Annotated in this window: 25 protein-coding genes; 24 read left to right on the top strand and 1 reads right to left on the bottom strand. The window is 35.1% G+C overall.

What is annotated here, in order from left to right:
* Window positions 1-45: 45 nt before the first annotated feature.
* The 7 genes from HNQ35_RS11295 to HNQ35_RS11265 all read left to right on the top strand — a co-directional run bounded on the left by HNQ35_RS11295 (window position 46) and on the right by HNQ35_RS11265 (window position 7,352).
* Entirely contained in the window at window positions 46-849 is an 804-nt protein-coding gene (locus HNQ35_RS11295) for a flagellar hook-basal body protein (RefSeq protein ID WP_146938416.1), read from the top strand.
* Window positions 850-920: 71 nt separating this feature from the next.
* Window positions 921-1,751 carry a flagellar hook-basal body protein gene (locus HNQ35_RS11290; RefSeq protein WP_146938415.1) on the top strand — a complete coding sequence of 277 codons (831 nt, stop codon included), beginning with the start codon at window positions 921-923 and terminating at the stop codon, window positions 1,749-1,751.
* 83 nt (window positions 1,752-1,834) lie between these two features.
* Window positions 1,835-2,158: a DNA-directed RNA polymerase subunit beta gene (locus tag HNQ35_RS11285; protein WP_146938414.1), complete on the top strand. Its 324-nt coding sequence runs from the start codon at window positions 1,835-1,837 to the stop codon at window positions 2,156-2,158.
* Window positions 2,159-2,241: 83 nt separating this feature from the next.
* Window positions 2,242-2,661 carry a 3-hydroxyacyl-ACP dehydratase FabZ gene (gene fabZ, locus HNQ35_RS11280; protein ID WP_146938413.1) on the top strand — a complete coding sequence of 140 codons (420 nt, stop codon included), beginning with the start codon at window positions 2,242-2,244 and terminating at the stop codon, window positions 2,659-2,661.
* Between the two features lie 227 nt (window positions 2,662-2,888).
* On the top strand, window positions 2,889-3,077 hold the full coding sequence (locus HNQ35_RS11275; RefSeq protein WP_146938412.1) for a hypothetical protein: 189 nt from the start codon (window positions 2,889-2,891) through the stop codon (window positions 3,075-3,077).
* Between the two features lie 324 nt (window positions 3,078-3,401).
* Window positions 3,402-4,271 (top strand): efflux RND transporter periplasmic adaptor subunit, encoded by an 870-nt coding sequence (locus HNQ35_RS11270; protein ID WP_146938411.1) that lies wholly within the window; start codon window positions 3,402-3,404, stop codon window positions 4,269-4,271.
* Window positions 4,272-4,274: 3 nt separating this feature from the next.
* Window positions 4,275-7,352, top strand: a complete 3,078-nt coding sequence (locus tag HNQ35_RS11265) for an efflux RND transporter permease subunit (RefSeq protein ID WP_146938410.1) — start codon at window positions 4,275-4,277, stop codon at window positions 7,350-7,352.
* 65 nt (window positions 7,353-7,417) lie between these two features.
* Here the strand turns inward: HNQ35_RS11265 and HNQ35_RS11260 are convergent, their stop codons facing one another.
* Complete coding sequence (locus HNQ35_RS11260) at window positions 7,418-8,878, bottom strand: zinc ribbon domain-containing protein (protein ID WP_146938409.1); 1,461 nt, start codon at window positions 8,876-8,878, stop codon at window positions 7,418-7,420.
* Window positions 8,879-9,317: 439 nt separating this feature from the next.
* On the opposite strand from HNQ35_RS11260, the gene HNQ35_RS11255 reads away from it, so the two are divergent.
* From HNQ35_RS11255 to HNQ35_RS11175, 17 genes are all read left to right on the top strand, one after another.
* The gene (locus tag HNQ35_RS11255) at window positions 9,318-10,448 is read left to right on the top strand and encodes an AAA family ATPase (RefSeq protein WP_170226718.1); all 1,131 of its coding nucleotides are present in this window, start codon (window positions 9,318-9,320) and stop codon (window positions 10,446-10,448) included.
* A gap of 49 nt (window positions 10,449-10,497) precedes the next feature.
* Entirely contained in the window at window positions 10,498-11,661 is a 1,164-nt protein-coding gene (locus HNQ35_RS11250) for a TadA family conjugal transfer-associated ATPase (RefSeq protein ID WP_146938419.1), read from the top strand.
* A gap of 25 nt (window positions 11,662-11,686) precedes the next feature.
* Window positions 11,687-12,622, top strand: a complete 936-nt coding sequence (locus HNQ35_RS11245) for a type II secretion system F family protein (protein WP_146938407.1) — start codon at window positions 11,687-11,689, stop codon at window positions 12,620-12,622.
* A 6-nt stretch (window positions 12,623-12,628) separates the two neighbouring features.
* Window positions 12,629-13,492 (top strand): type II secretion system F family protein, encoded by an 864-nt coding sequence (locus tag HNQ35_RS11240; protein WP_146938406.1) that lies wholly within the window; start codon window positions 12,629-12,631, stop codon window positions 13,490-13,492.
* A 48-nt stretch (window positions 13,493-13,540) separates the two neighbouring features.
* Window positions 13,541-13,723, top strand: coding sequence for a Flp1 family type IVb pilin (locus HNQ35_RS11235; protein WP_146938405.1), 183 nt, complete (start codon window positions 13,541-13,543; stop codon window positions 13,721-13,723).
* 243 nt (window positions 13,724-13,966) lie between these two features.
* On the top strand, window positions 13,967-14,575 hold the full coding sequence (locus HNQ35_RS11230; protein ID WP_146938404.1) for a pilus assembly protein: 609 nt from the start codon (window positions 13,967-13,969) through the stop codon (window positions 14,573-14,575).
* Window positions 14,576-14,589: 14 nt separating this feature from the next.
* Window positions 14,590-16,815: a DUF5702 domain-containing protein gene (locus HNQ35_RS11225; protein WP_183330162.1), complete on the top strand. Its 2,226-nt coding sequence runs from the start codon at window positions 14,590-14,592 to the stop codon at window positions 16,813-16,815.
* Window positions 16,816-16,842: 27 nt separating this feature from the next.
* Window positions 16,843-17,487: a DUF4352 domain-containing protein gene (locus tag HNQ35_RS11220; RefSeq protein WP_183330160.1), complete on the top strand. Its 645-nt coding sequence runs from the start codon at window positions 16,843-16,845 to the stop codon at window positions 17,485-17,487.
* 231 nt (window positions 17,488-17,718) lie between these two features.
* A complete protein-coding gene (locus tag HNQ35_RS11215) occupies window positions 17,719-18,306 on the top strand; it encodes a TadE/TadG family type IV pilus assembly protein (protein WP_146938841.1) in 588 nt (195 codons plus the stop codon).
* Between the two features lie 30 nt (window positions 18,307-18,336).
* A complete protein-coding gene (locus tag HNQ35_RS11210; protein ID WP_146938842.1) occupies window positions 18,337-18,858 on the top strand; it encodes an A24 family peptidase in 522 nt (173 codons plus the stop codon).
* 39 nt (window positions 18,859-18,897) lie between these two features.
* On the top strand, window positions 18,898-20,721 hold the full coding sequence (locus tag HNQ35_RS11205; protein ID WP_146938843.1) for a DUF6382 and FHA domain-containing protein: 1,824 nt from the start codon (window positions 18,898-18,900) through the stop codon (window positions 20,719-20,721).
* Between the two features lie 524 nt (window positions 20,722-21,245).
* Window positions 21,246-21,833, top strand: a complete 588-nt coding sequence (locus HNQ35_RS11200) for a DUF4352 domain-containing protein (RefSeq protein ID WP_146938844.1) — start codon at window positions 21,246-21,248, stop codon at window positions 21,831-21,833.
* A gap of 32 nt (window positions 21,834-21,865) precedes the next feature.
* On the top strand, window positions 21,866-22,468 hold the full coding sequence (locus HNQ35_RS11195) for a DUF4352 domain-containing protein (RefSeq protein WP_146938845.1): 603 nt from the start codon (window positions 21,866-21,868) through the stop codon (window positions 22,466-22,468).
* Window positions 22,469-22,566: 98 nt separating this feature from the next.
* Complete coding sequence (locus tag HNQ35_RS11190; protein WP_146938846.1) at window positions 22,567-23,214, top strand: hypothetical protein; 648 nt, start codon at window positions 22,567-22,569, stop codon at window positions 23,212-23,214.
* 171 nt (window positions 23,215-23,385) lie between these two features.
* The gene (locus tag HNQ35_RS11185) at window positions 23,386-23,991 is read left to right on the top strand and encodes a DUF4352 domain-containing protein (protein WP_183330158.1); all 606 of its coding nucleotides are present in this window, start codon (window positions 23,386-23,388) and stop codon (window positions 23,989-23,991) included.
* A 94-nt stretch (window positions 23,992-24,085) separates the two neighbouring features.
* Complete coding sequence (locus HNQ35_RS11180; protein ID WP_183330164.1) at window positions 24,086-24,415, top strand: DUF4352 domain-containing protein; 330 nt, start codon at window positions 24,086-24,088, stop codon at window positions 24,413-24,415.
* Window positions 24,416-24,693: 278 nt separating this feature from the next.
* Entirely contained in the window at window positions 24,694-25,128 is a 435-nt protein-coding gene (locus HNQ35_RS11175; protein WP_183330156.1) for a hypothetical protein, read from the top strand.
* The last annotated feature ends 79 nt before the right edge of the window (window positions 25,129-25,207 follow it).

Below are 25,207 nucleotides of genomic sequence, written 5' to 3'. Positions count from 1 at the left end.
AAAATCCTGAAAACGCTTAGCTAACATGAAGGAGATGGATGGAACGTGTTAAGAGGTTTTTATACGGTAGCTAGTGGTATGATTGCACAACAACGCTATCAAGAAGCATTATCTAACAATATAGCAAATGCGAACACACCGGGGTATAAAGCCGACCGAGCAACATTTCGCGCCTTTCCAGAAATGCTTATGCATGAAATAAACGCAAAACAGTTGCCCGTTAAACACGGTATGAAAGTCCCGACAAATCGCCCTATCGGTAGCTTGAATACAGGTGTTTATATTCAAGAATATGTGCCCTATTTTAATCAGGGAGATATTCGCGAAACAGGAATAGATACAGATTTAGCCCTCATTCAAGAAAATGTACCTGATGAAAATGGCAGCTTCTTTTTCGCTGTACAAAATGAAGCAGGCGATATCCGCCTTACGCGTAACGGGAATTTTACAGTTGATGGTGAAGGCTATCTTGTCACAACAAAAGGTTATTATGTATTAGATAATAACCAAAATCGAATTTTTACAGACGGGCTAGACTTTACTGTTACACCTGACGGACAAATTGAAACAGATACTCAAGTGTCTCAATTAGATATTCGTTATGTAGCTGATGCCCATATATTAGAAAAAGAAGGTAATGATTTATACGTAGGACCAACAGATGCGATACCTGCTCATGCAGCATATCACATTCAACAAGGTTTTTTAGAAGAGTCCAATGTCAATGCTTTACAAACGATGACACAGATGATAGAAGCTTATCGTATGTTCGAAACAAATCAACGCGTTTTAAAAGCATATGATGAAAGTATGGGAAAAGCAGTGAATGATATCGGTCGGATAGGCTAATACGAATATGAATACCAATCACTTATCATAATACGCGATCTTATAAAATGAAAATGGGGGAGACAAACTTTATGTCACGTATGATGATTCAAGCCGCAGTTACAATGAATCAACTACAGAATAAGTTGGATACCATCGGCAATAATCTAGCAAATAGCCAAACGACAGGATACAAAAGTCGCCAAACCGAATTTTCTTCTCTACTATTTCAGCAAATCAATAATATGACAGATCGTGCGAATGCTGAAGGACGTTTAACACCAGATGGTATACGTGTCGGTTCAGGTGCTAAACTAGGTTCCATTCAGAGAAACTTTGCGATAGGGTCCATTAAACAAACAGACCGATCATTAGATACCGTTCTACTTAAAGAAAATCATTTCTACCCTGTTCAAGTTGAAGTTTCAGGAAACATCGAAACACGATATACGAGAGATGGTGCATTATATTTACATCCGACTGGAACAGGACATGTCCGTCTCGTTACATCGGATGGCCATCCAATCATGGGATTAGCCGGTCCAATCGATATTGAAGAAGGTTTTGATGATATATCGATTCGCTCGAATGGTGCGATATACGTTACGCGAAACGGTGTTGATCAATTTGTCGATCAGTTGGCTATTGTAGAAGTGATTCGTCCACGTGTGCTAGAAGCTGCGGGTGACAATTTATTCAGATTACCAGACTTAGAAGCACTAGGTTATAACGAATTAGATATTTTGCAAATGGCAGATGATACGGCTGAACTAGTTCAAAGCCAAGCACTCGAGCAATCCAATGTCAATTTAGCAGAAGAAATGACTCACCTAATAACAACGCAGCGCTCTTATCAAATGAATGCACGTACGATTACGATGGGCGATCAAATGATGGGATTAATTAACCAAATACGATCATAAAGTTTTCAAATGCTGTAAAATATAATATGTTATAATAACGATATTCTAATCGATGTTGATAAGAGAAAGAGGCGAAATTTGCCATGGGAACAAAGCAGTTAGAAAAACCAGCAACGAGAAAAGAACATAAACAGAAAAAACAAATACAAACCACACAAGAAACAGAAACACTTTCACGAAGAGAACGTAAGAAAATGAAAAAAGCAGCGAAACAAAAAACAAAAAGACCACGTCGCCGGATTTTTCCAATTTGGCTCCGTCTAATTGTCATTGCTATTTTGGCAGCAGCTGCCCTTATTGCTGGTTTAATGATTGGTTATGGTGTTCTTGGAGACGGTGATCCGAAAGATGCCATAAAAATAGAAACATGGCAACATATCATAGATATCGTCAATAAAGAAAAATAGTTTATAATATAAAAAGCTTGCACTTTTCTGATGCGAGCTTTTTCTCAATCTACATAAAAAGAAGAAGTAAAAGGAGTGATCTCGTGGATATTGAACAAATTAAACAAACAATTCCCCACCGCTATCCCTTTCTGCTTGTCGATAAAGTATTAGAAATGGAAGAAGGTAAACGCGTCGTCGGAATGAAAAACGTAACAGCAAATGAACCTTTTTTTCAAGGGCATTTTCCAGAATATGCTGTTATGCCAGGCGTTCTCATCGTGGAAGCACTTGCTCAAACAGGAGCCATTGCCATGTTAAATATGGAGCAAAACAAAGGGAAAATAGGCTTCTTAGCCGGCATTGATAAGTGTCGCTTCAAACGCCAAGTAAGACCAGGAGACACATTAAAACTCGAAGTCGAAATCCTACGTATGAAAGGTCCTATTGGTAAAGGTAAAGGCATCGCCACAGTTGATGGTGAATTGGCCTGTGAAGCAGAAATTATGTTTGCGATTAAATAATGAAGCGAGCGTCTCGTAGTCGTGATTTTCGACATGAGACGCTTTTTAAAAAGTATCATCCTTTCGAAACTTAAATACATCCACATCAAGCATGGTGTTCAATTTTTTCCTTTCATCTTTCTCAACTTCACTTAAATTTTCCAAAATAACCCGCATGACTTTTTTAAAGCAGGACAAACTAACCATTGTATACCATTACAACACGACCGTCAGAAGGAGGGAAAATAATGAAAAATAAATGGTTAGTTCGTCTACTCGTTCCATTTATGGCTTTAACCGTTTTTACAGCTTGTGCAGCTCCAGATAATAATAACAACGATAACAACAACGCACCACTCGATCAAAATGATGGTGACAACGGTGACATTAATCAAGACAACGGAAGCGATATGGGAGATAATAACGATAATCAATAAGCATTTTTATTGAATGATAGAGGGCATGGTGAGAATACATATGCTCTCTTTTTTTGTTCACATTGATAGAAGAAAAATACATGTATAAAAGTAAAACAAATGCAATATCATTCATCTAATAGTACAATTATTTTAGTACCTATCACACTTGAAAAATAGTGGCGATGTGACTACACTAGAAAGATAAATGAACGAACAACATTAGAATTACCCGCTTTTTTTAATCTCCGTTATAAATACAATTATCATAAGATATGAAACAAAAGCCGATCATCATCGTATAGATCATATGTTTTTTAAAAAAAGAAACGAGGAGTCGAACGAATGAAGAAAACACATTATTTACTAATTGCCGTACTTATCATGTCAATATTAAGTGCTTGCACAGAAAAAGCTGAAGATACAGAAAACGCAAAATCAAAAGAAAGAGAAACCCCTGTAGAAGTGGTTGAGGTCACTAAAGGGGATCTCGTTGTTGAACAAACCGTTTACGGAAGAACAGCACCACAAACAACGACACCGATCATGCTACAAGCAGCAGGAGAAATTGATTCAATCGAAAAAGAAGAAGGATCCGATGTGAAAAAAGACGACACTTTATTTGTCGTGAAAACACCTTACGGTAAACAAACAATCAAAGCACCAAAAGATGGCACACTCGTTAATTTCTCCAAAAAAGAAGGGGACACTGTTTCAACAGAAGAACCAGTCGCACTCATCGCTGATTTAGAAACATTAAATATAAGTTTTTCCGTCACAGAAAAAGACCGTCAACATTTTAAAAAAGAGCAAACATTACAAGCGACTTATAATGGTAAAAAGGAAAAAATTACGATTACATCGATCGGCACACTACCTGGTGATACTGGGCTTTACCCGATTGAAGCAACAATTGATAATAAAGACAACAAAATCGTTTCAGGAACCATTTTAAAAATAACCGTTCCAACAAAACGGATTAAAAACACATTAAAAATACCGACTGAAGCACTTGTTGAAGAAGCAGGGGAAACATTCATTTATATTGCTAAAGATAATAAAGCGGAAAAAGTAAATGTTACGATTAAAGAAACACAGTCTGACTATACAGCCGTTGAAGGAAAACTAAAGGAAAAAGATCAAGTCATCGTTAATGGCCAATTAACGTTAACTGATGGAAATAAAATTAAAGTCGTCGAAGAAAGCGGGGAATAGATCGTGAAATTAGTAAACACTTCTGTAAAAAGACCAGTCGGTGTCATCATGATCGTCCTTGCCATTATCGCACTAGGTGTTGTCTCCGTTCGGAACCTAGTCGTTGATTTATTCCCAAAGATTGACCTACCCGTTGCCGTTATAGCGACAACCTATGAAGACGCGGCACCACAGGAAGTCGAGAACTTAGTAAGTCGCCCGATTGAATCAGCGATTAGTTCTGTCGAAGGCATAAACACGATTCAATCTCAATCACAATCAGGTAACTCACTCGTTTTAATGATGTTTAATAACGGGGTTGATTTAGACCAAGCCCTCCTTGATGTCAGAGAACGAGTAGACCAAGTGAAAAATATGTTGCCCGATCAGGCAGGCGACCCGAATATTATGCGTTTTAGTCCGGACCAATTGCCTGTTATGTGGCTTAGCTTAACTGGAAAAGATGCGGCTGTCTTAACAGACCTTGCAGATAATCAAATCGCTCCATTTTTTGAACGGCAAGAAGGTGTCGCATCCGTTACGATTGATGGGGCAAAAGAACGTGAAATTCAACTCATACTTGATGAAGCGAAACTGCAACAATATGGTGTGAGCCCACAATTGATTACACAGGCAGTTAGTAGTCAGAACCGATCCGTATCTGTCGGTTCCGTCGAAAAAGGACATAAAGATTTACAACTCCGCGTCGTTGGTGAATATCATTCTCTTGAAGATATTAAAAAAACACTCATCCAATCACCAACAGGTGCAAAACTCCATGTCGAAGACGTTGCAACAGTAGAAGATACATTTAAAAAATCAACGTCCGAAACATTAGTCAATGGTGAACCAGCCGTTGTGTTATCGATTATGAAAAAGACAGATGCCAACACAGTCGCAGTTGCGGATGAAATTTTAAATAATCTAGATGAAATCAATCATAAATTAGCGTCAGACGTTAAACTTGATGTCGTCATTGACACATCTGAATTTATAAAGCTATCGATTGACTCTGTTATTCAAAATATCCTTATCGGTGGAGTTATCGCGTTATTCGTCCTACTGTTATTTTTAAAAAGTATTCGAGCAACGATTGTCATCGGTCTATCGATTCCGATTGCAGTTATCTCTACTTTTGCTCTTATGTATTTCACTGGACAAACATTAAACGTGTTAACACTCGGTGGATTAGCACTCGGACTTGGAATGATGGTCGACAGTTCGATCGTTATTTTAGAAAACATTTACTCATATCGTCAGCGTGGATACAGTCTTTTCGAATCAGCAACAAAAGGGGCATCCGAATTAGCACCAGCGGTTATTGCATCGACAACAACAACATTGGTCGTCTTTTTACCCATTGTTTATGTCGAGGGAATCGCATCTGACTTATTTACACCCCTTGCATTAACCGTCTCGTTCTCACTGATTGCATCATTAGTTGTCGCCGTTACACTTGTGCCGATGTTGTCATCGAAATTACTTGCCCGAGCGATGGAAGACCATGGACGAAGATATTGGTTTAATCGCTTTTTAGAGCGATTAAATAATGGATATGCCCGTGCCTTGAAACGTGTTTTAAAGTATCGTAAAACAACGGTAACTGTTACGATTCTAGCCATTGTCGGAAGTTTAGTTTTAATTCCATTTATCGGTGCGGAATTTATACCAGCAGCAGATGAAGGACAGATGGAAATATCAGTCGAAACAGCACCTGGAAGTTCACTTGAACATGTCAAAAGCATCACAGATCAAGTCCATGACAAATTAGAAAAATACGAATCAGTCATTGAAACGAACTTCGTCACCATCGGTTCAGGTGGCTTTGGTATCGGTGGTTCATCAGGGAATAAGACATCATTTATGATGCAACTTGTCCCGAGTCATGAACGTGATAAAACGACAACCGAAATTGTTCAAGATATAAATGCCGACTTACAATCAATCGTCGGTGCAGAAATAAAGGTGAAAGAAAGTCATGGCGATATGTCAATGGGGGACCCGATTACGATCGAACTTAACGGACCCGACCATGACACGCTTCGAGAACTCGCTGATGATGTCGTAAGTGAAATAAGAACCGTTGAAGGTATCTATAACCCAGAAACAGCAGCAAACGAAGCTGTACCACAAATGCATATCGTCGTGGAAAAAGAAAAAGCCGCCCTATATGGATTGACACAGGACGATATCTTAAGTCAAGTGCAAATGCAATTTACAGGTCAAGTCGCGACAACATACCGTGAAGAAGGACAAGAAATGAATGTTACTCTGCTCTATCCAGAAGACGAGCGACAAGAGATCAGTGATTTACAAGATATGAAGGTCACGTCACAAGAAGGGACGACTGTCCCATTAGAAGAAGTAGCAGAATTTAAAGAAGTTCAAGGTCCCGTCTCATTACTAAGACAAAACCAACAACCACAAATGAACGTTACAAGTGATATCGTTGACCGTGACTTAGGAAGCGTTCTTCAAGATGTGGAAACAACGCTTAAAGATATGGAAAAAGGTTTTCCAGAAGGCTACAGTTATAATATCGGTGGGCAAGCTGAAGATATGGTCGAGTCATTTTCTGACTTAGCAAAAGCCCTTGTCTTCTCCATCTTCCTTGTCTATGCTGTGATGGCCATTCAATTTGAGAACTTCCTATTTCCATTTATCATTATGTTTTCAATGCCAACGATGGTAGTCGGTGTACTCGGTGGATTATTCATTACAGGCTTACCATTAAGTATTCCAGGCTTTATCGGAATCATCATGTTGGCCGGTATTGTCGTTAACAACTCGATCGTACTTGTTGACTATATTAATATATTACGGCGCCGTGGTGTCGAAAGGTACGAAGCGATTATTCAAGCAGGAAAAAGCAGGCTCCGTCCAATCTTAATGACGACGCTGACGACAATCTTAGGTATGGTGCCAATCGGACTCGCACTTGGCGAAGGAGCAGAAATGCAACAACCATTAGCGATTACGATTATCTTCGGACTCGGCGTATCCAGTATCTTTACACTGTTACTCATCCCAGTCGTCTACACATTTTTTGATGATTTAACAGCGAAACTAACACGTCGCAACAAAAAGGAAAAAGAAGCATAATTAAAAACACCGCTTATTCTCGTAGGAGGATAAGCGGTGTTTCATGTTTGTTAGGAGGATGGTCGTTATTTTTTCTTTTTAGACTTTGGCTTTTTATTGATTTCGTAATGAAGGGCTTTATCAGAATCAACAATGTATGCTTGTTCCCATTTATCAACTTTCCACTCTTGATCTTTCTCATCATATATGACGAAAAGTGCTCGACCACGTTGATATTCATGACTATTCTCTCCTTCAAAAAGCCATCCGATTGTTCCATTCGGTTCGTAATACGTATACAATGCAGTTACTTCAAATGAGTAAACTTTTTTCTTTTCGTCATATTCAGGCTCCCCATCAAAACTCGTTCGATACCTGGCATTTAATAACGTTCCTTTATATTTTGGATGTTCTTTTTTAACCATATCTATATCTTCTTTCAGTTGCTCCTTAAAATTATCTGTCGTCTGTTTATGAAGAAGAGATGCATCTTTTTTACTTAATGCTTTAGTGTAACTATCAAAAACATCATTAACAAGATTTCTTATTTTTTCTTTTTCTTCTTCTGTCATTAATGAAAGAGGTTCAAAGCTTATGTCTGGTCCTTCTTCATTTAACACTTTTTTGTCGGACTTTAACGTATCCCAAGGCAGCTCTTTTTCAACATGGAATGTAATCGGTTCATCAAGTGGAAACTGACCAATCAATTTTCGTCCGCGTTCAACTTTTATATCAGTCTTTTCGTCATTAATGAAAAGTGTTGACTCCCCTGAAAAAGGCGAATTAATATGAACACGTCCGATATTCAAATCAATTTCAGCATGGGCTGCTTCATTGTTTAAATTAAAAGCAGTTATATTCTCTGTTTCTTCAGCAGTAAAATAATCACTTTCTAATTTTCCTTTTACTGTGTATTCTCCAGGCATATATGGACCGTATCTCTCATTATGTGTCCCGTGTTCAGATGTTGTGTCTACTTTTTCATCATTAATTAATAAATCAATTTCACTATTAGCTGAATAAATATGAATGTATGCAGGAACGACGACAAAATGATATTCATCGAAAAAGAGCCATTTCTTTCCACTTCTTTCTAAATAAATCGTTCCGTAAGCACCATCAATATATGGCATTCTCCCTTTTTGATAGTCAGATGCTTGGCTTTCCAGTTGTTCAATTAATTGATCAAAGTCATCTGTATGATTCTTTAAATAATCGATAAGTACTTTCGTATTGTCTTTGTTAATCTCAAAAGAATCATCAACAACTAAGAGCATTTCAGCAACATCTTTCGTTTTTTCTTCTAACACCGCTTCTTTAAAGGCTTGAATTTTTTTATACGGGTCAAATTTTGCTTTTCCAGTTGTAAAGAAGACAGAAAAAATAATGATGACAGCTAAAATCGCACCGCCAATATAAAATGGCTTTTTCCCTAATTTTTTCTTTCCAGCAGTTTCTTTATTAGTATGTTTTTCTATAAAGCCTCCACAATTTGGGCAAACATCTTCATTATGAGTTAATTCATGACCACAGTGTTGACAGTTCACTTTATTTCATCTCCTTTTTTGATATATAAAATCATTTTAACAACACAACCGACAATTGTTAATGCAACTTTAAGACTATTTTTATAATTTGTTTAAGATTATATAGAGATTTCTTAATGATAATTGTTAATTCTTCTTTACATTGTTATTTCTTTATTACATAAATATTACAAATAGATATATTGAACTAGTTATATATAACCTAGAGCGTGCCGTATTTTAGGCAAAAAATAGGGACAATCGTCTAAAATGCCACAATTTATAGTAGAAAATATGTATGTAGCAGTTAAAAGTCGTTCAATTCTAAATTTACATTTCACGGTAGGTCCAAATTACTATTTTGCTTTTTCCCTATTGATTTTTCTGATAAATCTAGTAAGATAACAGAACATAGTTGTTTTAATTATTTCTATAATTCGGTATGTGGTGGTGGGTTAGTTTGAAAAAAATACGAGTTGTCGTGGCAGATAGCAATCATGATTATTTAAAATCATTTGTTTCTTTTACAAGAACGTCGCACAATGATTCACGTTTTGTGTTTACATATTTTTCTGATCAACAGATATTACAAGAGTATATTGACCATGGGCATGCGATTGATCTTCTACTGATTAGTCCTGATTTACATGAATCCGTAATGAATTTAGCGGATGATGTACTTATTGTTTTGCTTGAAGATGATATATTATCAGACGATGATCGTACGTTTCCAGGCGTGTATCGTTATCAAAGATTAAGTCAATTATTATCGAATCTTATAGGTTTATATTATGAACATAATGAAGCAGCTGAAAGACAATTAGTTAGAAGTAAGCAAGCTAAGGTCATTTCAGTTTACTCGCCTGTTGGCGGTACAGGAAAAACAACCGTTGCAGCCAATTTAAGTAAACAATTGGCTCTTAATGGCTCAAAGGTGTTTTATTTAAACTTAGAAACAATCAATTCTAGTGGCTTATTTTTCTCATCAGAAGAGGATAATCCATCATTACAAATCTTTTATTATGCTAAATCTGACTTTAAACAACTGCTATCTAAGATTGAAACATTAAAAAAGCATGATGCTTATGCAATGGTAGATTATTTTGATATTGAAATAAATGCGGAAGAAATGCTTGAAATGAGAGGTGAGGAGGTTAAAAGAATAATTAATGGGATAGTAAAAACAGGTGAATATAACTATATCATTGTAGATCTAGATTCATCACTTCATGAAAGAAATCGGACAGCGCTTACCGAGAGCGACAACATTCTCTGGATTATGACGAACGATAATCAAAGTATATTAAAAACAAAAGCACTGCTTGATAAGGAAGAAGATTTATTTGGCAAGAAAAACATAATCAGAGATCGAATGACAACGATTTTAAATAAATTTACTGGCGCACAGATTGGTGATATGGATGATCTAGGTGTGACCATTGATGGATACCTACCTTTCATCTCAGCTTGGCTAGTTCCACAAACAAATGACGGAATATTAGGTAATGACAGATTTAATCAAGAAATACAAACAATCGCACGAAATATTATCGTGTATAACAAGGAGGGGGTGGCGACGGGTGGACTATGATCATGTTATTAAAAGTTTAATTCAGCAATTACGTGAAACACTCGACTTAATGCATTCCATTTCTAATGAAGAATTAAAAGAATATGTAGAAGCGGCAGTATTTGATTATGCACGTGAACATAAAATTAAATCAAGTGAAATAAAGTATTTAGTCGATCGGGTGTTTAACTCGTTTCGTGGATATGATATCCTTCAGCCCTTAATTGATGATAAAACAATAACAGAGATTATGATAAATAATCATAAGGAAATATTTATTGAACGAGACGGTGCCATCTCAAAAGTAGATATGCAATTTGAAAGTGAGCAGAAACTGGAGGACATTATTCAGGCCATTGTTTCTCGAGTTAATCGAGTCGTCAATGAATCGTCTCCGATTGTTGATGCAAGGTTACAAGATGGCTCGCGTGTTAACGTCGTATTACCTCCTATTGCACTCAAAGGTCCCGTTATGACCATACGTAAATTTCCAGAAAAACCACTGATGATCGAAGATTTAATCCGTTTTAATTCCATTACACAGGAAGTAGCAGATTTCTTAGAGAAACTAGTTATTGCTAAATACAACATTTTTATCGGTGGAGGAACAGGATCCGGTAAAACAACTTTTTTAAACGTATTGTCTAATTTTGTTCCTAAAGATGAACGCATTATCACGATTGAAGACTCCGCAGAATTACAAATCAAACAAGTCCCAAACTTAGTCAGCTTAGAAACAAGAAATGCGAATACGGAAGGAAAAGGTGAAATTACCATTCGTGACCTCATTCGTTCTTCACTCAGAATGAGACCAGATCGAATCATTGTAGGTGAAGTTCGTGGTGAAGAAGCCCTCGATATGCTCCAAGCGATGAACACTGGGCATGATGGTTCGCTTTCAACAGGTCATGCTAACTCTGTAAAAGATATGTTAAGTCGATTAGAAACGATGGTCCTTAGTGGAGCTGAATTACCAGTCACCGTGATTAGAAAACAAATTAGTTCAGCGATTGATATTATGGTTCATCTCATGCGCTTACGTGATAATTCTCGTAAAGTAGTAGAAATTAGTGAAGTGTTAGATGTTGAAGATGGAGAAATTACCCTCAATCCACTCTATCAATTTGTTGAGGAAGGAGAAAACGAAAAAGGCGAAGTCATTGGAGCACTCCAACCGACTGGAAATGATATTCAAAATACAACAAAGCTAAAACTAGCTGGTATATCCTTGTAAAACGATAAGAAAGAAGGTGAAAACGATGTTTGATATATTATTGTTCATCATTTTGGGAGTCCTTATTATTACACTTGTCATTGTCATCATAAGAAGAAAAAAACAAGAAAAAGAAGGCATACCTACAGTTGAACATTCAGAAATTGACCAGCTTAAAAAGCAACATTTTATGAATAAAATCAAAGAAAAATCAAAAAGAGAAGTTGATACACATCTGATTGATTACTCTGTATATCGTTTATCCATTAAAGAATATTTATTTTATGCGACTATAGCTGTTATATTCTTCGCCTTTGTAGGTTACTTATTCTATGAAAGTAAGATTATGGTTATTATTTTTGGGGGATTAGGTTTATTCTATCCTAAAATTCAAAAGAAAAAACTATTAGAGCAACGAAAAGAAAAGTTAAGAATGCAATTTAAAGAAGCCATTGCCTCTCTATCTTCTTCACTGGCAGCTGGTCGGTCTATAGAAAATAGCTTTAAAGAAGTTGTAACAGATTTATATTTACTATATCCAGATCCAAACACATATATTATTCAAGAGTTTGAAGTCATTAATCGGCGTGTGGAAAACGGTGAAACAATTGAAAATGCCATCCATGATTTTAGTGTCCGTTCAGATGTTGATGATATCCAGAATTTCGCTAACGTCTTTATTACATGTAAGCGAACTGGGGGCAATTTAGTCGAAGTGATTCGTAGGACTTCAGACATTATTAGTGAAAAAATCGATATCCAACAAGAAGTCTCAGTAATGGTTGCCCAAAAAAAGTTTGAATCAAAAGTAATGACGCTAGCTCCATTAGCTATGATTTTATTACTCAAGACAAGTGCTGATGATTATCTCGCGCCGATGTATAGCTGGGATAATAGTGGTCCAATTATTATGACTGTCTGTTTAGCCATTTTAGTTTTTTCCTATTGGTTGGGCCAGCGAATTATGAAAATTAAGGTGTGATATGACATGTATATTTATCTCATCCTAGCAGTTGTAATTTTAATTCTTTATCTTGCGGTTTCTATAAAGGTTGGTGACCAATACAATCTCGTCTTAGAAACATATAAAAAGCAATATCCACTGATGTTTATGTTTCCAGCTTGTTTTTATATCATTGATAAATTTAAGATTATGCAACGATTTTATGAGCAGATAGCAAAAATACAGCAAAAAATGATTAGTTTATATGGAAATCGAACGGCACTTCAACATACAAAGCTATTTTTAGCACAATTAATGGCAACTGTCATTATTGGATTAATGGGGACATTTTTATTTACAGCAGTAGCAGAAGGCGATACAACGATTTTAGTTGTTGGACTCATTTTTACATTTTTTACCCCATTTGCCATGATTAGCAAGCTATCAACACAAGAAAAAGAACGTAAAGATATGATTCTCCTTGAATTACCTGAAGTTGTGAACAAAATGATTTTACTCATCAATGCCGGAGAGACCGTACAACAAGCACTAGTTAAGTGTGTTACGACAGCAAATAATCCAAATTCTCCACTCATGATTGAGCTAACAGAGACAGTCAATAAAATGATGAGTAATGAACCATTTCATCAAGTATTAAATGATTTAAGTAAAAAATGCGGTATTCGAGAAATTTCAATATTCACAACGACAATCTTATTAAACTACCGAAAAGGCGGCAGTGATCTATTATTAGCACTTAGAGAACTATCACATGAATTATGGGAAAAACGAAAAACAATTTCTAAAACGAAAGGTGAGGAAGCATCATCAAAACTAGTTTTTCCACTCGTATTAATCTTTATTGCCGTCATGATTATTGTAGGTTATCCTGCTCTTACGATTATGTAAGCCAGGTTAACATATATATATAAATTAGTAATGAAGGGAGGCGAAATCATGAAAAACTTTATGACTGAATTTTGGAATGATGAAGAAGGTTTACAAACATTAGAGATTATGTTGATCATCGCAGTTATCGTGGCGATTGCCTTAATATTCCGTAAAGAGATTGTAGCTTGGATTCAGAAATTAGTAGGATTTGGCAATGATAATATTGATGAATTCAACCCACAAAATTAATAGTTAAATAGGTAGGAGAAGTAGGGAGAAAGTTACCTACATCATGATTTGTCTCACCAATACCTACTTCCTCCTAATCATCATTGATTATACTTTTTTCGATAATCGTATATTTGTGAACAGCATACTGACGTGGTATTCGGATCTAAAGATTGCTGTTTTCAGATATACAATTATCACCTTAATTATAAGTTACTTAGTATGTACATATACTTTATCAATGAATGAAGGAGGTTAAGTCTAATGGAACGGTTAAGACATTTCATAAAAGACAGGCGTGGTAGTTTCACATTAGAAGCATCAATCATGTTTCCCATTCTTTTAATATTAACGATATTATTCATCTTTTTTAGTCTAATCATCTATGAAAAAGTCACCCTTCAGTATAAAGCTAATCAAATTGCAAGTCGAATGGCCCAAACATGGAGTAGCAGCACAATGGACTGGGAAACCGGGAAGATGGGAAAAAGTGACTATGTCACTAAGAATGGCGACGGTCTTTATTGGCGGTTAACATCAAATAATTATTTTGATAAATTTGGTTTTAACCTTGGAGATAGTGGAACAGTAAAAAGGAAAAAGGAAAGAGCTGGTAAATATTCCGAGAATATTACTTTTGACAACGGATTTTTTGTTCAAAAGATTAATGTATCATTGGAAAAGAAACTAGCACTCCCACAAGTATTACAAAAAGCATTCCGTATCAACTCTGTAGGGGCATCTGCTAGTCACCCTATTGTTGAGCAGACTGAATTGATTCGTAATACCGACTTTATTATTTATGGCTGGGGAAAATTGCAAGAGTATGGTGGAAAGTATCTAAACATTTTTAATAAGAATAAAGGCGAGTAAGGGGGGAGAAATGATTGAAGCGATTATTTAAGAAGGCTTTTCATAAGTTTGTAGTTAATGAAAAAGGTGCAGTTTCGATTTATCTTATTATTGTAGCGGTATTTCTACTCTTATTTAATGCCGTCTTAATTGATTTTGCTAGAATTATTGTTGCAGAAAGGCAAACCGAAGAAGCAGCTAAAGTAGCTCTTCGTTCGTCACTCGCTGCTTATAATACGGACTTACAAAACAAAGGGCTTTTCGGTCTTAGCTATAATCAAAAGGAGGCTGAATCAGTATTCAAAGAAGTCTTTAAAAAGAACTTAGAAGGGGGGGATAATTACAACCTTCTAGGCTTAAAGCCAGTTGGTAATGAAATTTCCCTAAACTTAAATATGGAGCGCAGCCTCGCTAACAAAGATATCTTAAAGTATCAGATTTTAGAAGAAATGAAGTATAAGGCTCCAGTTGAGATTGGAGAGGCTTTGTTAAAGGATTTTCTATCTATTGCAGAGCATGTACAACAGGCGTCAGACTATGCGAAGGTAGCTAAGAAAATTAATAAAAAAGCTAAGAATAGAGAAGAGCTTTTAGAAGATGTAGAACAGCTTCTAGAAGATGCAAAAGAATTGCTTGAAGAAATTGAAGATGATATTCATGGTGAAAGTGGTGCGGGTAATAAATACCCTAATGTTAAGTACATTGATGATATTTTTCGATTTCATGGTCAATACTTAAGCGATTTGGAAGATGTAGAAGACTATGAAAAAGAGCAAGAAAATAAGGATGAAGAAGATGAGGAAGAGGATGACGAAGAAGCTGAAGGAGAAATAAAGAAAAAGAAAAAAAACATGGAGAAATTTAAAAACGAGTCAACTCGTTTGTTGAAAAGGTTAATACACCGATCTACAGGGGCAAAAGAGATATTAGAAGAAGCGCTAGAACTTATCGAAGAAGCTGAAGATATTAATGAAGAAATTGAGTCAGATATTGAAGAACAAAAGAAAAAAGGATCCTCCAAAGATTACGAAGACGCAAAAGAAGTAAGCCTAGAACTTGAACAGAACGATTCAGATTTAATGGGAACACTAGATAATTACGTTATTAATCCACAATTTTTTACAGATCTAAAAGCAGAAGTTAATAAGGCCCTAAACGAACATTTAAGAAAAACTGATGAAAATACAGGTAAACTTATTCCAAAATTAGAAGAATTCTTAGAGGGAGTCGAATCGGATTTTAGTGGTAAACATCGTAGTTATGATAGACATGTTGAACACATACAAGATTATCATGAAGATACCCTTGAAGCTGTTAACAATGCTTTAGATATTGTCCAAAACAGTGAATATCGTAAAGATTATAAGGAAAATGAAGATGAAATTAAAGAAGAAGAGGATAAGGCAGACGAGCATAAGGATGAAACAAAGGAATTGCTTGATGACCTTGATGAAGAAATGGAAAGGATAAAAAAAGATAGGGATATTTTTGATAAGCTAAACGAATTAGTTGTCCACTATGGAGGGAAAATTGAGGAAAATGGCAATAAATTCTCTTTGGAAGACCGTGACGAGACGTCGGATGAAGCATTTGGTTTTGTAGATATGTTGTTTAAAAATATAGGAAACATACTTATCAACGCACGCGATGAACTTTATATTAATGAGTATATCTTAATGCGCTTTCAAAGCCATGACTTTAAGGCAAGTGACCGCTATACGTACGCAAATAACCAGGTAGAATACATTATTTATGGACTTAATAGTGGTGGTGCAAACTATGCAGCAGCCATTAGTGAAATTTTTGCCGTTAGATTCGCTATTAACTTAGCAGCGGGATTTTTGCAACCAGAAGCAAGAGGATTTGGACCATTTATTTGGGCGTTTGCTTTAGGATTTGCATTTAAAGAAACAGCGAAAAATATGATAGATATAACAGATGGAAAATCAATAGACTTGTTTCCTATTAAGTTAAGTAAAAAGATAAGAATACCTCAGATGAATTACAAGGATCATTTGAGATTATTTCTTTTTGTTCATATGGAGGGAGAAAAGTTTGAACGTCTTATGGCTGTTTTACATCATGATACTGACCAAGATTTATCAGAACGTTCAACCTATGTTACTGCAAAAGCAACATCGACAGTAAACTTATGGTTTTTGCCTCAGGTAATTGATATGTTAGGCAGTACCAAGGCCATCAATGGTCGAGTAGAAGGCAATACATTTTATATAGAAAAAGAAGTTCATGCATCATATTAAAATAAACAAAAACAAGAGGTGTTTAACATGAAAAGGCTAACTTTAATTTTAACAGCATTACTTATCAGTACATTTATGCTAGTCGCATGTAGTGATGATAAAGATGAAGTGAAGGAATCAGATAATAATGTAGTTAATGAAGAAAACAATGATGGAAAAGACAATGAAGACGCTGAAAAAGACGATGACTCAAAAGATAATGATGATTCAGGTAAAAGCACATCAGAAATCACAACAGAGGACCAATTAGATTTAAAACTAGGGGATACAGGTAAGTTTGATACAACACTTGGAACTTATGAAATGACCGTTACTTCTGCAAAAATAATAGATTCAGAATTAGATGGCAATGAGCCTTACAACTATGGTTTTATTTTATTAGATATTACAATTAAGAATACAAGCAACCATGATTTGGATGCAGAAGATCTAATGGTTTCAATGGAAGTTACAGACAATCTTGATGGTTCGGGTCATATTGATAGTTCTGGTGCATTTGAAAGTGTTCAGGAACTGGAAGGGACTATCAAGCCTGGTGAAGAACTATCTGGTCAATTTATAACTGATATTTATGATTCTGATGAATATTATTTTAGAAAAAAAGAAGGAAATGTAGCTGGTGGTAGTAGTAACCAAGTGATCTGGACTATACCAGCAGATGAAGCAAAGTAAGAGGTATTGCCGTGAGGCAATACCCTCCCCTTCTTTTTTTGGAAAATGGTATGAAGTAACCATATCAATTCCCCAAACAATAATGCCTCGTATAATAAAATAGAAAAGTAGTTCTACATAAATTAATTTACATCATGATACAGAACGAGAATTATAACATATTTTATATATGTATCTATAAATTTCTTACTTATTAAATTTTTTTCTAAATCTATGAAAGGAGTGATTTTGATGAAAAGATTAATTAGGAAAAGCGATGGAAGTATAACATTAGAAGCTGCGATGGTTGTGCCATTCTTTATGTTTTTTATTTTATTCTTAACGATATTAATTCGCTTAGCAGTAGCGGATATGGCATTATATAAAGCTGCGGCAGAAACAAGCGAAATTGTAGTTGCATATGCATATCCAGCTGAAACGGTGAAAGAAGGTATTTCGGGCTACATGAATAATAAAATTAAAAACATAGAAAAGGAAAAAGATATAGATATAGAAGGAGCGACTAAATGGGCAAAAGAAAGTTTAGACTTTTTTGGTGTTGATGTAAAAGGAGCAATAGAAAACTTTATAGAAAGTTTAACGGCTGATGTATTAACCCCAGTTGTCCGGGGAAAATTCGAACAAGCAACAGGAAACTGGAACTTTTTCAATCCCGATAAGTTAAAAGTTAATAATGTTGAAATCCCGAGTTTAGCTGGAGGAAAAGGCGAATTTTTAGAGATTAATGTTCAATACGAATTTGATTTAAAAATTCCTTTTGTCGACAAAACATTAATATTAGAAAAAACATCTTATGAAAGAATATGGAATGGATCATAATGCAAAGTTATAAAAGAAAGGGGGATAAATATGCTGGACATTCAGGACTATATCTTATTTATTTTTTTAATTATTGCATTTATTACAGATGTTAAATACCATAAGATTCCCAATTGGTTATCAGCAGGCGGTGCTTTAGTCGGCGTTTTATACCACCTCATTGTGGGTGGTGTTGATGGTCTTATTTTTTCTTTTTTAGGACTGCTCGTTGCAGGTGGAATATTCATGGTTCTATATATATTTAAAGCAATTGGAGCCGGTGATGTAAAATTATTTGCCGCCATTGGTGCGATAGTCGGCATTCAAGTTGTCTTATATCTTATGATGTATTCTGTTATTGTTGCTGGTCTCATTGCAATTATTATTTTATTATTTACCAATACATTTTTAAAGCAAATAACAAGTGCTATTTTTCATCTTATTGAAACAATTACATCAAAAGATATGAGTTGGCTAGACGATTTTAAAACGACTAAAAGCACGCGGTTTCCTTTCATGTATGCTGTCATACCTGCTACCGCTATTACATATTATTATTTGTATTTTGTATAACAAAGTTGCTATACATAACGCAACAAGGGGGATTCAAGCATGAGAACAGTTTACAATCTCGGTTATAACATATCACAGCAAAATGGACAATCTATCATCTTTTTAGAAAAAGACAATCAACCATTACAAACAGAGGATATCCAAGTTGTTCAACTGAAAATGATTCAGTCGAACCGAATACCACATTTTTTGCCGTTAACAGTTGAAAATATGGATATGACGACGAAGCTTCACTATGATATTCATGCTAAGCAACAGCTCTTAACATTTATTCGCAATACAAACATAACAATCAATGATTTTTACCAGCTTTTCTTAAATATTATAAAAACACTTGAAAACAGTGGACCATACATGTTAAATCAGGAAAATTTCACTTTGGATCCTCACTTCATATACGTTGGAGAGCACGCTAGTGATGTGTATCTTACCTATTTTCCAATTAAGGAATTAAAACGAGAAAAGAATATAAATGAAGAAATAAAGAACTTATTTATGACTGTATCAAGAGAGATAAAAGGATTACAAGAAAATGATTTCCAAATCATATCTAATTATATGAGAAATGTTTCCTTTAATATTACGGGTTTTAAAGAATTACTACTAGATCTTATGTCTCGACAATCCAATATGAACCAAGTTAATCAGATGAGCCAAGTTCATTTAGGTGGCAATCTAAATGTCAATCAACCTACCGTTGCAACAAATAATCAAAAAGAAATGCAAATAAATCAACCAATACCAAAACCACAGAAAAAAAGTAAAAAGGTAAACAAATCGAAAGGTAAACTTCCACCACTATCATCTAGAGCAAAAGTCTACCTATTCGCAGGTGCTCTTTTAGCAATCGCCATCATTTGGAAATTATACACAATGAACCCAACTGAAGAGATGCTTATGATTAGTGCTGGAGCAAGTTTATTTGTATTAATATGTGTCTTTATACTCCTAAAAGTATGGCGCCCAGGTGTAAAACGAATTGAAACAGAGCCAAAGGAACTCAATCAACAGAATCAGCAAGCACCACAAGCTAAGCAACAACCAGTACAAGGAACACCAAAAGAATCTAGAAAGCAACTCGAATGGAATACGATGGCACAAGTGAACAAGCAACATCAGCATGTCACAGCACAACCGATACAACACGAACCATTACCACCACAACAACACCACGACTTCCAACAACACGATCATCAGGTGGTTCCAGACACGATACCATCACAACATCAAGAAAGGCAACAACCCGTTCATCCGATTGGACAAGAGTCAATCCAACAGAACCAATTACAACATGTTTCTGAATCATTGTCGCAAAATCCAAGTAAAACAATCAATCAGCATGCAACTCCGATTCAAACACAACGAGAAATCGTTCAGCCGTTACCAAGTGAAGAAACGAGTATTGCACAGAAAGAAGAGATTGCGCAAACCGTATCTCAAGCACAAGTGCCAACAACAATAGCGGCCACACATACAGATACCGCTTTATTGGATGATGAGTCAGATGATACCGTCTTACTGGACGAATCATTTTATGGTGAAGAAGAGATACGACCGATATTAATACGTGAAACAGAAGACGGCACTGTCAGCGAAATTATAGTAGATTCAGATCAATTTATGATTGGAAGAAACAGTGATTTAGCCAATTATTTAGAGGATACGATCGGTGTATCAAGAAAGCACGCAGAAATTGTAAAAATCGACGAAGATACATACGGTATAAAGGATTTAGACTCAAAAAATGGAACCCGTGTAAATGGAAAGGCACTCGTCCCATTTAAAGTTTATGAATTAAACGATGGTGACAAATTTAGAATAGGTAAAGTAGACTACACGTTTAAATGGGAAACGAATGAATAAACGATTAAAAAGCGGTAAATCCTTTGGAAATTACCGCTTTTTTATTTGATAACTGATTAAAATGAAAGGCGCAAATTAATGCTATATCCTTGATGATCTCCTCATGTTATCGATAACAACTGTCGCATTTTCGCTGAGACTTTTTTGCAGAGCGAGTATTCTATGTCGCTTAAAATATGCTTTGTTTATCAAAAAACCTGAATTTTATCCTAAAAGTTTATTTTAAGTCTGTCAAAAGAAATACAAATTGAAAATGTATTTAGGTATAAAGAATCATTTTTCTGAAAAATGAAACCGAATCAGGCTAAAAATGGTATATGTATTATATGGATAATTTGAATTATTCCAATTAAACTTGTGGCTATTAGACTAGCTAGTACGAGCAAAGCTATCGATATGGAACGTTATTAGATTAAATGCATTTATCACAAAAGAGTGAAAGGCCAAAGTGAAGTCATTGTGTAGGAAGGTTTAATGTAATCTTCTCTGATAAAACATTAACAATAACTAAGAGGTGAAAAATCATGAGAAAGCTAACATTAATTTTAACAGCATTATTGGCGAGTATGTTTTTGATGTCCGCATGTAGTGAGGATAATAGTCAATCGGAAACTTTAAGTAAAAAGATAAACAACGATACTAAATCGGAAGAAAAAAATGAGGTCGATGGTGAAATTCCAGTTTATCAGATTGGAGAAACAGCGGTTATTACAAGTGATTTATATGATTTTGACTATGAAGTAACGGTAACAGATTTTAATCTAACAAAAGAAGTTGACGGTGTTAAGATAGAAGATTATATACTTGGCGCCGAGGATGATGAATATGCGAAGTTTGCAGTGATTGATATAACAATTAAAAATATAAGTGATGAGTCGTATGTTCCTAATGAAATGTTTTCTGCAAACTTCGCTAGAGAAAATGATAGGGGAGGGGTGACATCCGAGGATGAATTTTTTGAAGTTGGCGATAAAGAATTAGCCCCTGGTGAAGAATTAGAAGGACATTTAGTATATGTCATCCTTCTAGATGATTCGGAAACATTCACATTAAAATATGAATTTATGTCAGATGAAGAAACTCATTTTATCCTTCCGAATCCAGAGAAATAATCTTTTATGTTACCAAAAAGGAGGACTTCAACATGAAACGCATATTAATCATATTACTAACCGCAATACTGTTAATTGTAACAGCTTGTGGAGACGGTGACGGTGCAGAAAACACATCTGCGACCAATAAGAAGGAAAATGAAAATACAACAGAAGAAAACAATGATAACAATAAAGAAGAATCTGATGATAAAATTCCAGTTTATCAGATTGGAGAAACAGCTGTAATCAAGAATGATAAGTTTGATTTAGAATATGAAGTTACGGTCAATAGTTTTGAGATTACTAAAGAAGTAGATGGAGTGCCATTAGAAGAACTGTTAGAGAGTGCTTATGATGAAAGTGGATTTTTAGTTGCAGAAGTAACATATAAGAATATTAGTGATGAAGCTTATGTACCAAATGAAAGATTTTTGGCATATTTTACATATGGTGATGGTGGAGGAGGGGAGCTGACGGAGTATGATGATATGTTTTTTAACGAGCTTGAAAAAGAGCTTGCTCTGGGAGAAGAAATAACAGGAAAGCTAGTCTATGTTTCTGCGAGTCCTGATCATGATTATTATACATTAACGTATGAGCCAATGCAGGACAATGAGACCTGGTTCCAACTGCCAAATCCAAATCTAAAATAATACAGAACCTTAATGGATGTGGGAAATACCTTTTATATAGAAAAAGAAGCTCATGCATCATATTAAAATAACTAAAACGAATAAAAGAGGTGTTTAACATGAAAAGGATATCTTTAATTTTAACGGTATTACTTATCAGTACATTTATGCTTGTTGCATGTAGTGATGATAAAGATGAAGCAAAGGAATCAGATAACAATGTAGTAAATGAAGAAAATAATGATGAAAATGACAAAAATAATGCTGAAAAAGACGATGACTCAAAAGACAATGATGATGATTCAGATAAAAGTTCATCAGAAATCATAACAGAGGACCAATTAGATTTAAAACTAGGGGATACAGGTAAGTTTGATACAACATTAGGCACTTACGAAATGACTGTTATGTCAGCAAAGTTATTGGATTCAGAGTTTGAAGGAATTGAATCACAACTTGATAGATTTATTTTACTTGATATTAAAGTGAAAAACACAAGCAATAATGATCTGAAATTAGACGATATAATGGCTTCTATAGAAATTACTGAAGACTTAGAGGGATCTGGTTTCGGGGACTCCTCTGGTGCATTTGATAGTATCGAGGAACTAACTGGAGAAATCAAACCAGGAGAAGAAATATTTGGTCAATTTATTACTGAAGTTTATGATTCAGATGTATATTATTTTAGAGAGGGCCCAGGGGTAGTAGCGGCAGGTTGGAGTAACCAAGTGATCTGGACTATACCAGCAGATGAAGCAAAGTAGTGAATGAAGTTAATATTATAAGATAAATAAATAATAGGTGAAATAGTCTATTTAGTTGCTACAGCTATCGAAGACTACTTTAATCTACGAACCAATGCTGGACGGAGAAACCTGGTTCCATCTACCGAATTCAAATAAGTAAGTTTCAATACATAGAAGGGAGAATAAACAATGAAACGTTTATTACAATTAATATTGTTCATTTTACTAGCAATCGGCTTAGTCGCATGTAGTGATAAGGAAGAAACTAGTGATGTTACAAAAGGGGATGAGGTAACAGAACCAACCAAACAAAATGCTGAGCAAGATAAAGAAGAGGTTAACGATAATGAATCAGGAGATAGCGAATGGGGAGAAGACCAGCTTGATTTAAAAATTGGTGATACTGGGACAGTAAATAATAATTTTACATCATTTGAGGTGACAGTGAATTCGGTAGAATTTTTAGAAAAAGCAGGTGAAGAATATCCTCAAGGTGATAAGTTTGCTTTAATTGAATTAACTCTAAAAAATCTCGGCGAAGATTCATACACAGCAGAAGATATACTTGGTAGTGTTACCTTAGCAGATGAACCTGGTTCATCTGGAATGTCGTGGTTCTATGTGGAAGGCGTAGCTGAAGAATGGCCTGGAGAAATAGGAACAAATGAATCGCAAACAGGCTACATATTATTTGATATTTATAATAGCGACCAATACTTTCTACAATTCGGAACCTTTTTAGATGCAGTTTCAAACGAGGTGCGCTTTCTCTTCACTGATGCAGATGCTAAATAACTTGTTTTTAACAATTCGTTAGTGATTTTATCATACATTATGTAAGGACTATGACTCAAAAGACAATGATGATTCAGGTAAAAGTTCATCAGAAATCACAACAGAGGCCCAATTTGATTATTTAATTTTAATTGACTTAAAGCTTAAAAATACAAGTAACCATGACCTAGATGTAGATGATATTATGACTTCATTGGAAGTTACCGATAATCTTGAGGGATCTGGTTTTTTCGATGCATCTCCATCTTTCGATAATGTAGAAGTATTAACGGGGACAATTCAACCTGGAGAAGAAGTTTCTGGTCAATTTATAACAGAAGCATATGATTCAGAAAAATATTATTTTAGGGAAGACCCTGGAAACGTAGCTGCGGGTGGAAGTAACCAAGTGATCTGGACTATCCCAGCAGATGAAGCAAAGTAAGAGGTATTGTCAAGAGATACTATTATCCTTCAAGTAAATAATACATCAATAACTGAAGAAAAAGTAGCTTTACTACAGACCAAGACTTATCAGAACGTTCAACTTCAACCTATGTAACAGAAAAAGCAACATCAACGATAAATTTATGTTTTTTGCCTCAATTGATTGACATATTAGGCAGTACAAAAGCCAATGGTCGAGTAGAAGGTCATACCTTTTATATCGAAAAAGAAGTTCATGCATCATATTAAAATAAACAAAAACAAGAGGTGTTTAACATGAAAAGGCTAACTCTAATTTTAACAGCATTACTTATCAGTACATTTATGCTAGTCGCATGTAGTGATGATAAAGATGAAGCAAAGGAATCGGATAACAACGTAGTTAATGAAGAAAATAATGATGGAAAAGACAATGAAGACGCTGAAAAAGACGATGACTCAAAAGATAATGATGATTTAGGTAAAAGAACCTCAGAAATCACAACAGAAGATCAATTAGATTTAAAATTAGGGGACACAGGAAAATTTGATACAACACTTGGAACTTATGAAATGACTGTGGAGAGTGCAAAGCTTTTGGAAGAATTAGATGGGAAAGAGGCCCAATTTGATTATTTAATTTTAATTGACTTAAAGCTTAAAAATACAAGTAACCATGACCTAGATGTAGATGATATTATGACTTCATTGGAAGTTGTAACCGTCAAGTAAAATTGAACACTTTTTGCTCATTAATTTTGAACATTTTCCGATTAAAATATAGACTTCCTATATTTAATTCGGTGGCTTT

Source organism: Cerasibacillus quisquiliarum, from assembly GCF_014202495.1.
In the GTDB taxonomy this organism is placed as follows: domain Bacteria; phylum Bacillota; class Bacilli; order Bacillales; family Amphibacillaceae; genus Cerasibacillus; species Cerasibacillus quisquiliarum.
Note: the sequence above shows the minus strand (reverse complement) of the source record. Positions and strands in the feature narration are given on the sequence as shown.

Excerpts from the sequence above, each read along its gene's own strand:
- HNQ35_RS11290 (WP_146938415.1), top strand. The coding sequence starts at position 921 with ATGTCACGTATGATGATTCAAGCCGCAGTTACAATGAATCAACTACAG.
- HNQ35_RS11285 (WP_146938414.1), top strand. The coding sequence starts at position 1,835 with ATGGGAACAAAGCAGTTAGAAAAACCAGCAACGAGAAAAGAACATAAA.
- HNQ35_RS11275 (WP_146938412.1), top strand. The coding sequence starts at position 2,889 with ATGAAAAATAAATGGTTAGTTCGTCTACTCGTTCCATTTATGGCTTTA.
- HNQ35_RS11270 (WP_146938411.1), top strand. The coding sequence starts at position 3,402 with ATGAAGAAAACACATTATTTACTAATTGCCGTACTTATCATGTCAATA.
- HNQ35_RS11250 (WP_146938419.1), top strand. The coding sequence starts at position 10,498 with ATGCATTCCATTTCTAATGAAGAATTAAAAGAATATGTAGAAGCGGCA.
- HNQ35_RS11245 (WP_146938407.1), top strand. The coding sequence starts at position 11,687 with ATGTTTGATATATTATTGTTCATCATTTTGGGAGTCCTTATTATTACA.
- HNQ35_RS11240 (WP_146938406.1), top strand. The coding sequence starts at position 12,629 with ATGTATATTTATCTCATCCTAGCAGTTGTAATTTTAATTCTTTATCTT.
- HNQ35_RS11235 (WP_146938405.1), top strand. The coding sequence starts at position 13,541 with ATGAAAAACTTTATGACTGAATTTTGGAATGATGAAGAAGGTTTACAA.
- HNQ35_RS11230 (WP_146938404.1), top strand. The coding sequence starts at position 13,967 with ATGGAACGGTTAAGACATTTCATAAAAGACAGGCGTGGTAGTTTCACA.
- HNQ35_RS11220 (WP_183330160.1), top strand. The coding sequence starts at position 16,843 with ATGAAAAGGCTAACTTTAATTTTAACAGCATTACTTATCAGTACATTT.
- HNQ35_RS11215 (WP_146938841.1), top strand. The coding sequence starts at position 17,719 with ATGAAAAGATTAATTAGGAAAAGCGATGGAAGTATAACATTAGAAGCT.
- HNQ35_RS11210 (WP_146938842.1), top strand. The coding sequence starts at position 18,337 with ATGCTGGACATTCAGGACTATATCTTATTTATTTTTTTAATTATTGCA.
- HNQ35_RS11205 (WP_146938843.1), top strand. The coding sequence starts at position 18,898 with ATGAGAACAGTTTACAATCTCGGTTATAACATATCACAGCAAAATGGA.
- HNQ35_RS11200 (WP_146938844.1), top strand. The coding sequence starts at position 21,246 with ATGAGAAAGCTAACATTAATTTTAACAGCATTATTGGCGAGTATGTTT.
- HNQ35_RS11195 (WP_146938845.1), top strand. The coding sequence starts at position 21,866 with ATGAAACGCATATTAATCATATTACTAACCGCAATACTGTTAATTGTA.
- HNQ35_RS11190 (WP_146938846.1), top strand. The coding sequence starts at position 22,567 with ATGAAAAGGATATCTTTAATTTTAACGGTATTACTTATCAGTACATTT.
- HNQ35_RS11185 (WP_183330158.1), top strand. The coding sequence starts at position 23,386 with ATGAAACGTTTATTACAATTAATATTGTTCATTTTACTAGCAATCGGC.
- HNQ35_RS11175 (WP_183330156.1), top strand. The coding sequence starts at position 24,694 with ATGAAAAGGCTAACTCTAATTTTAACAGCATTACTTATCAGTACATTT.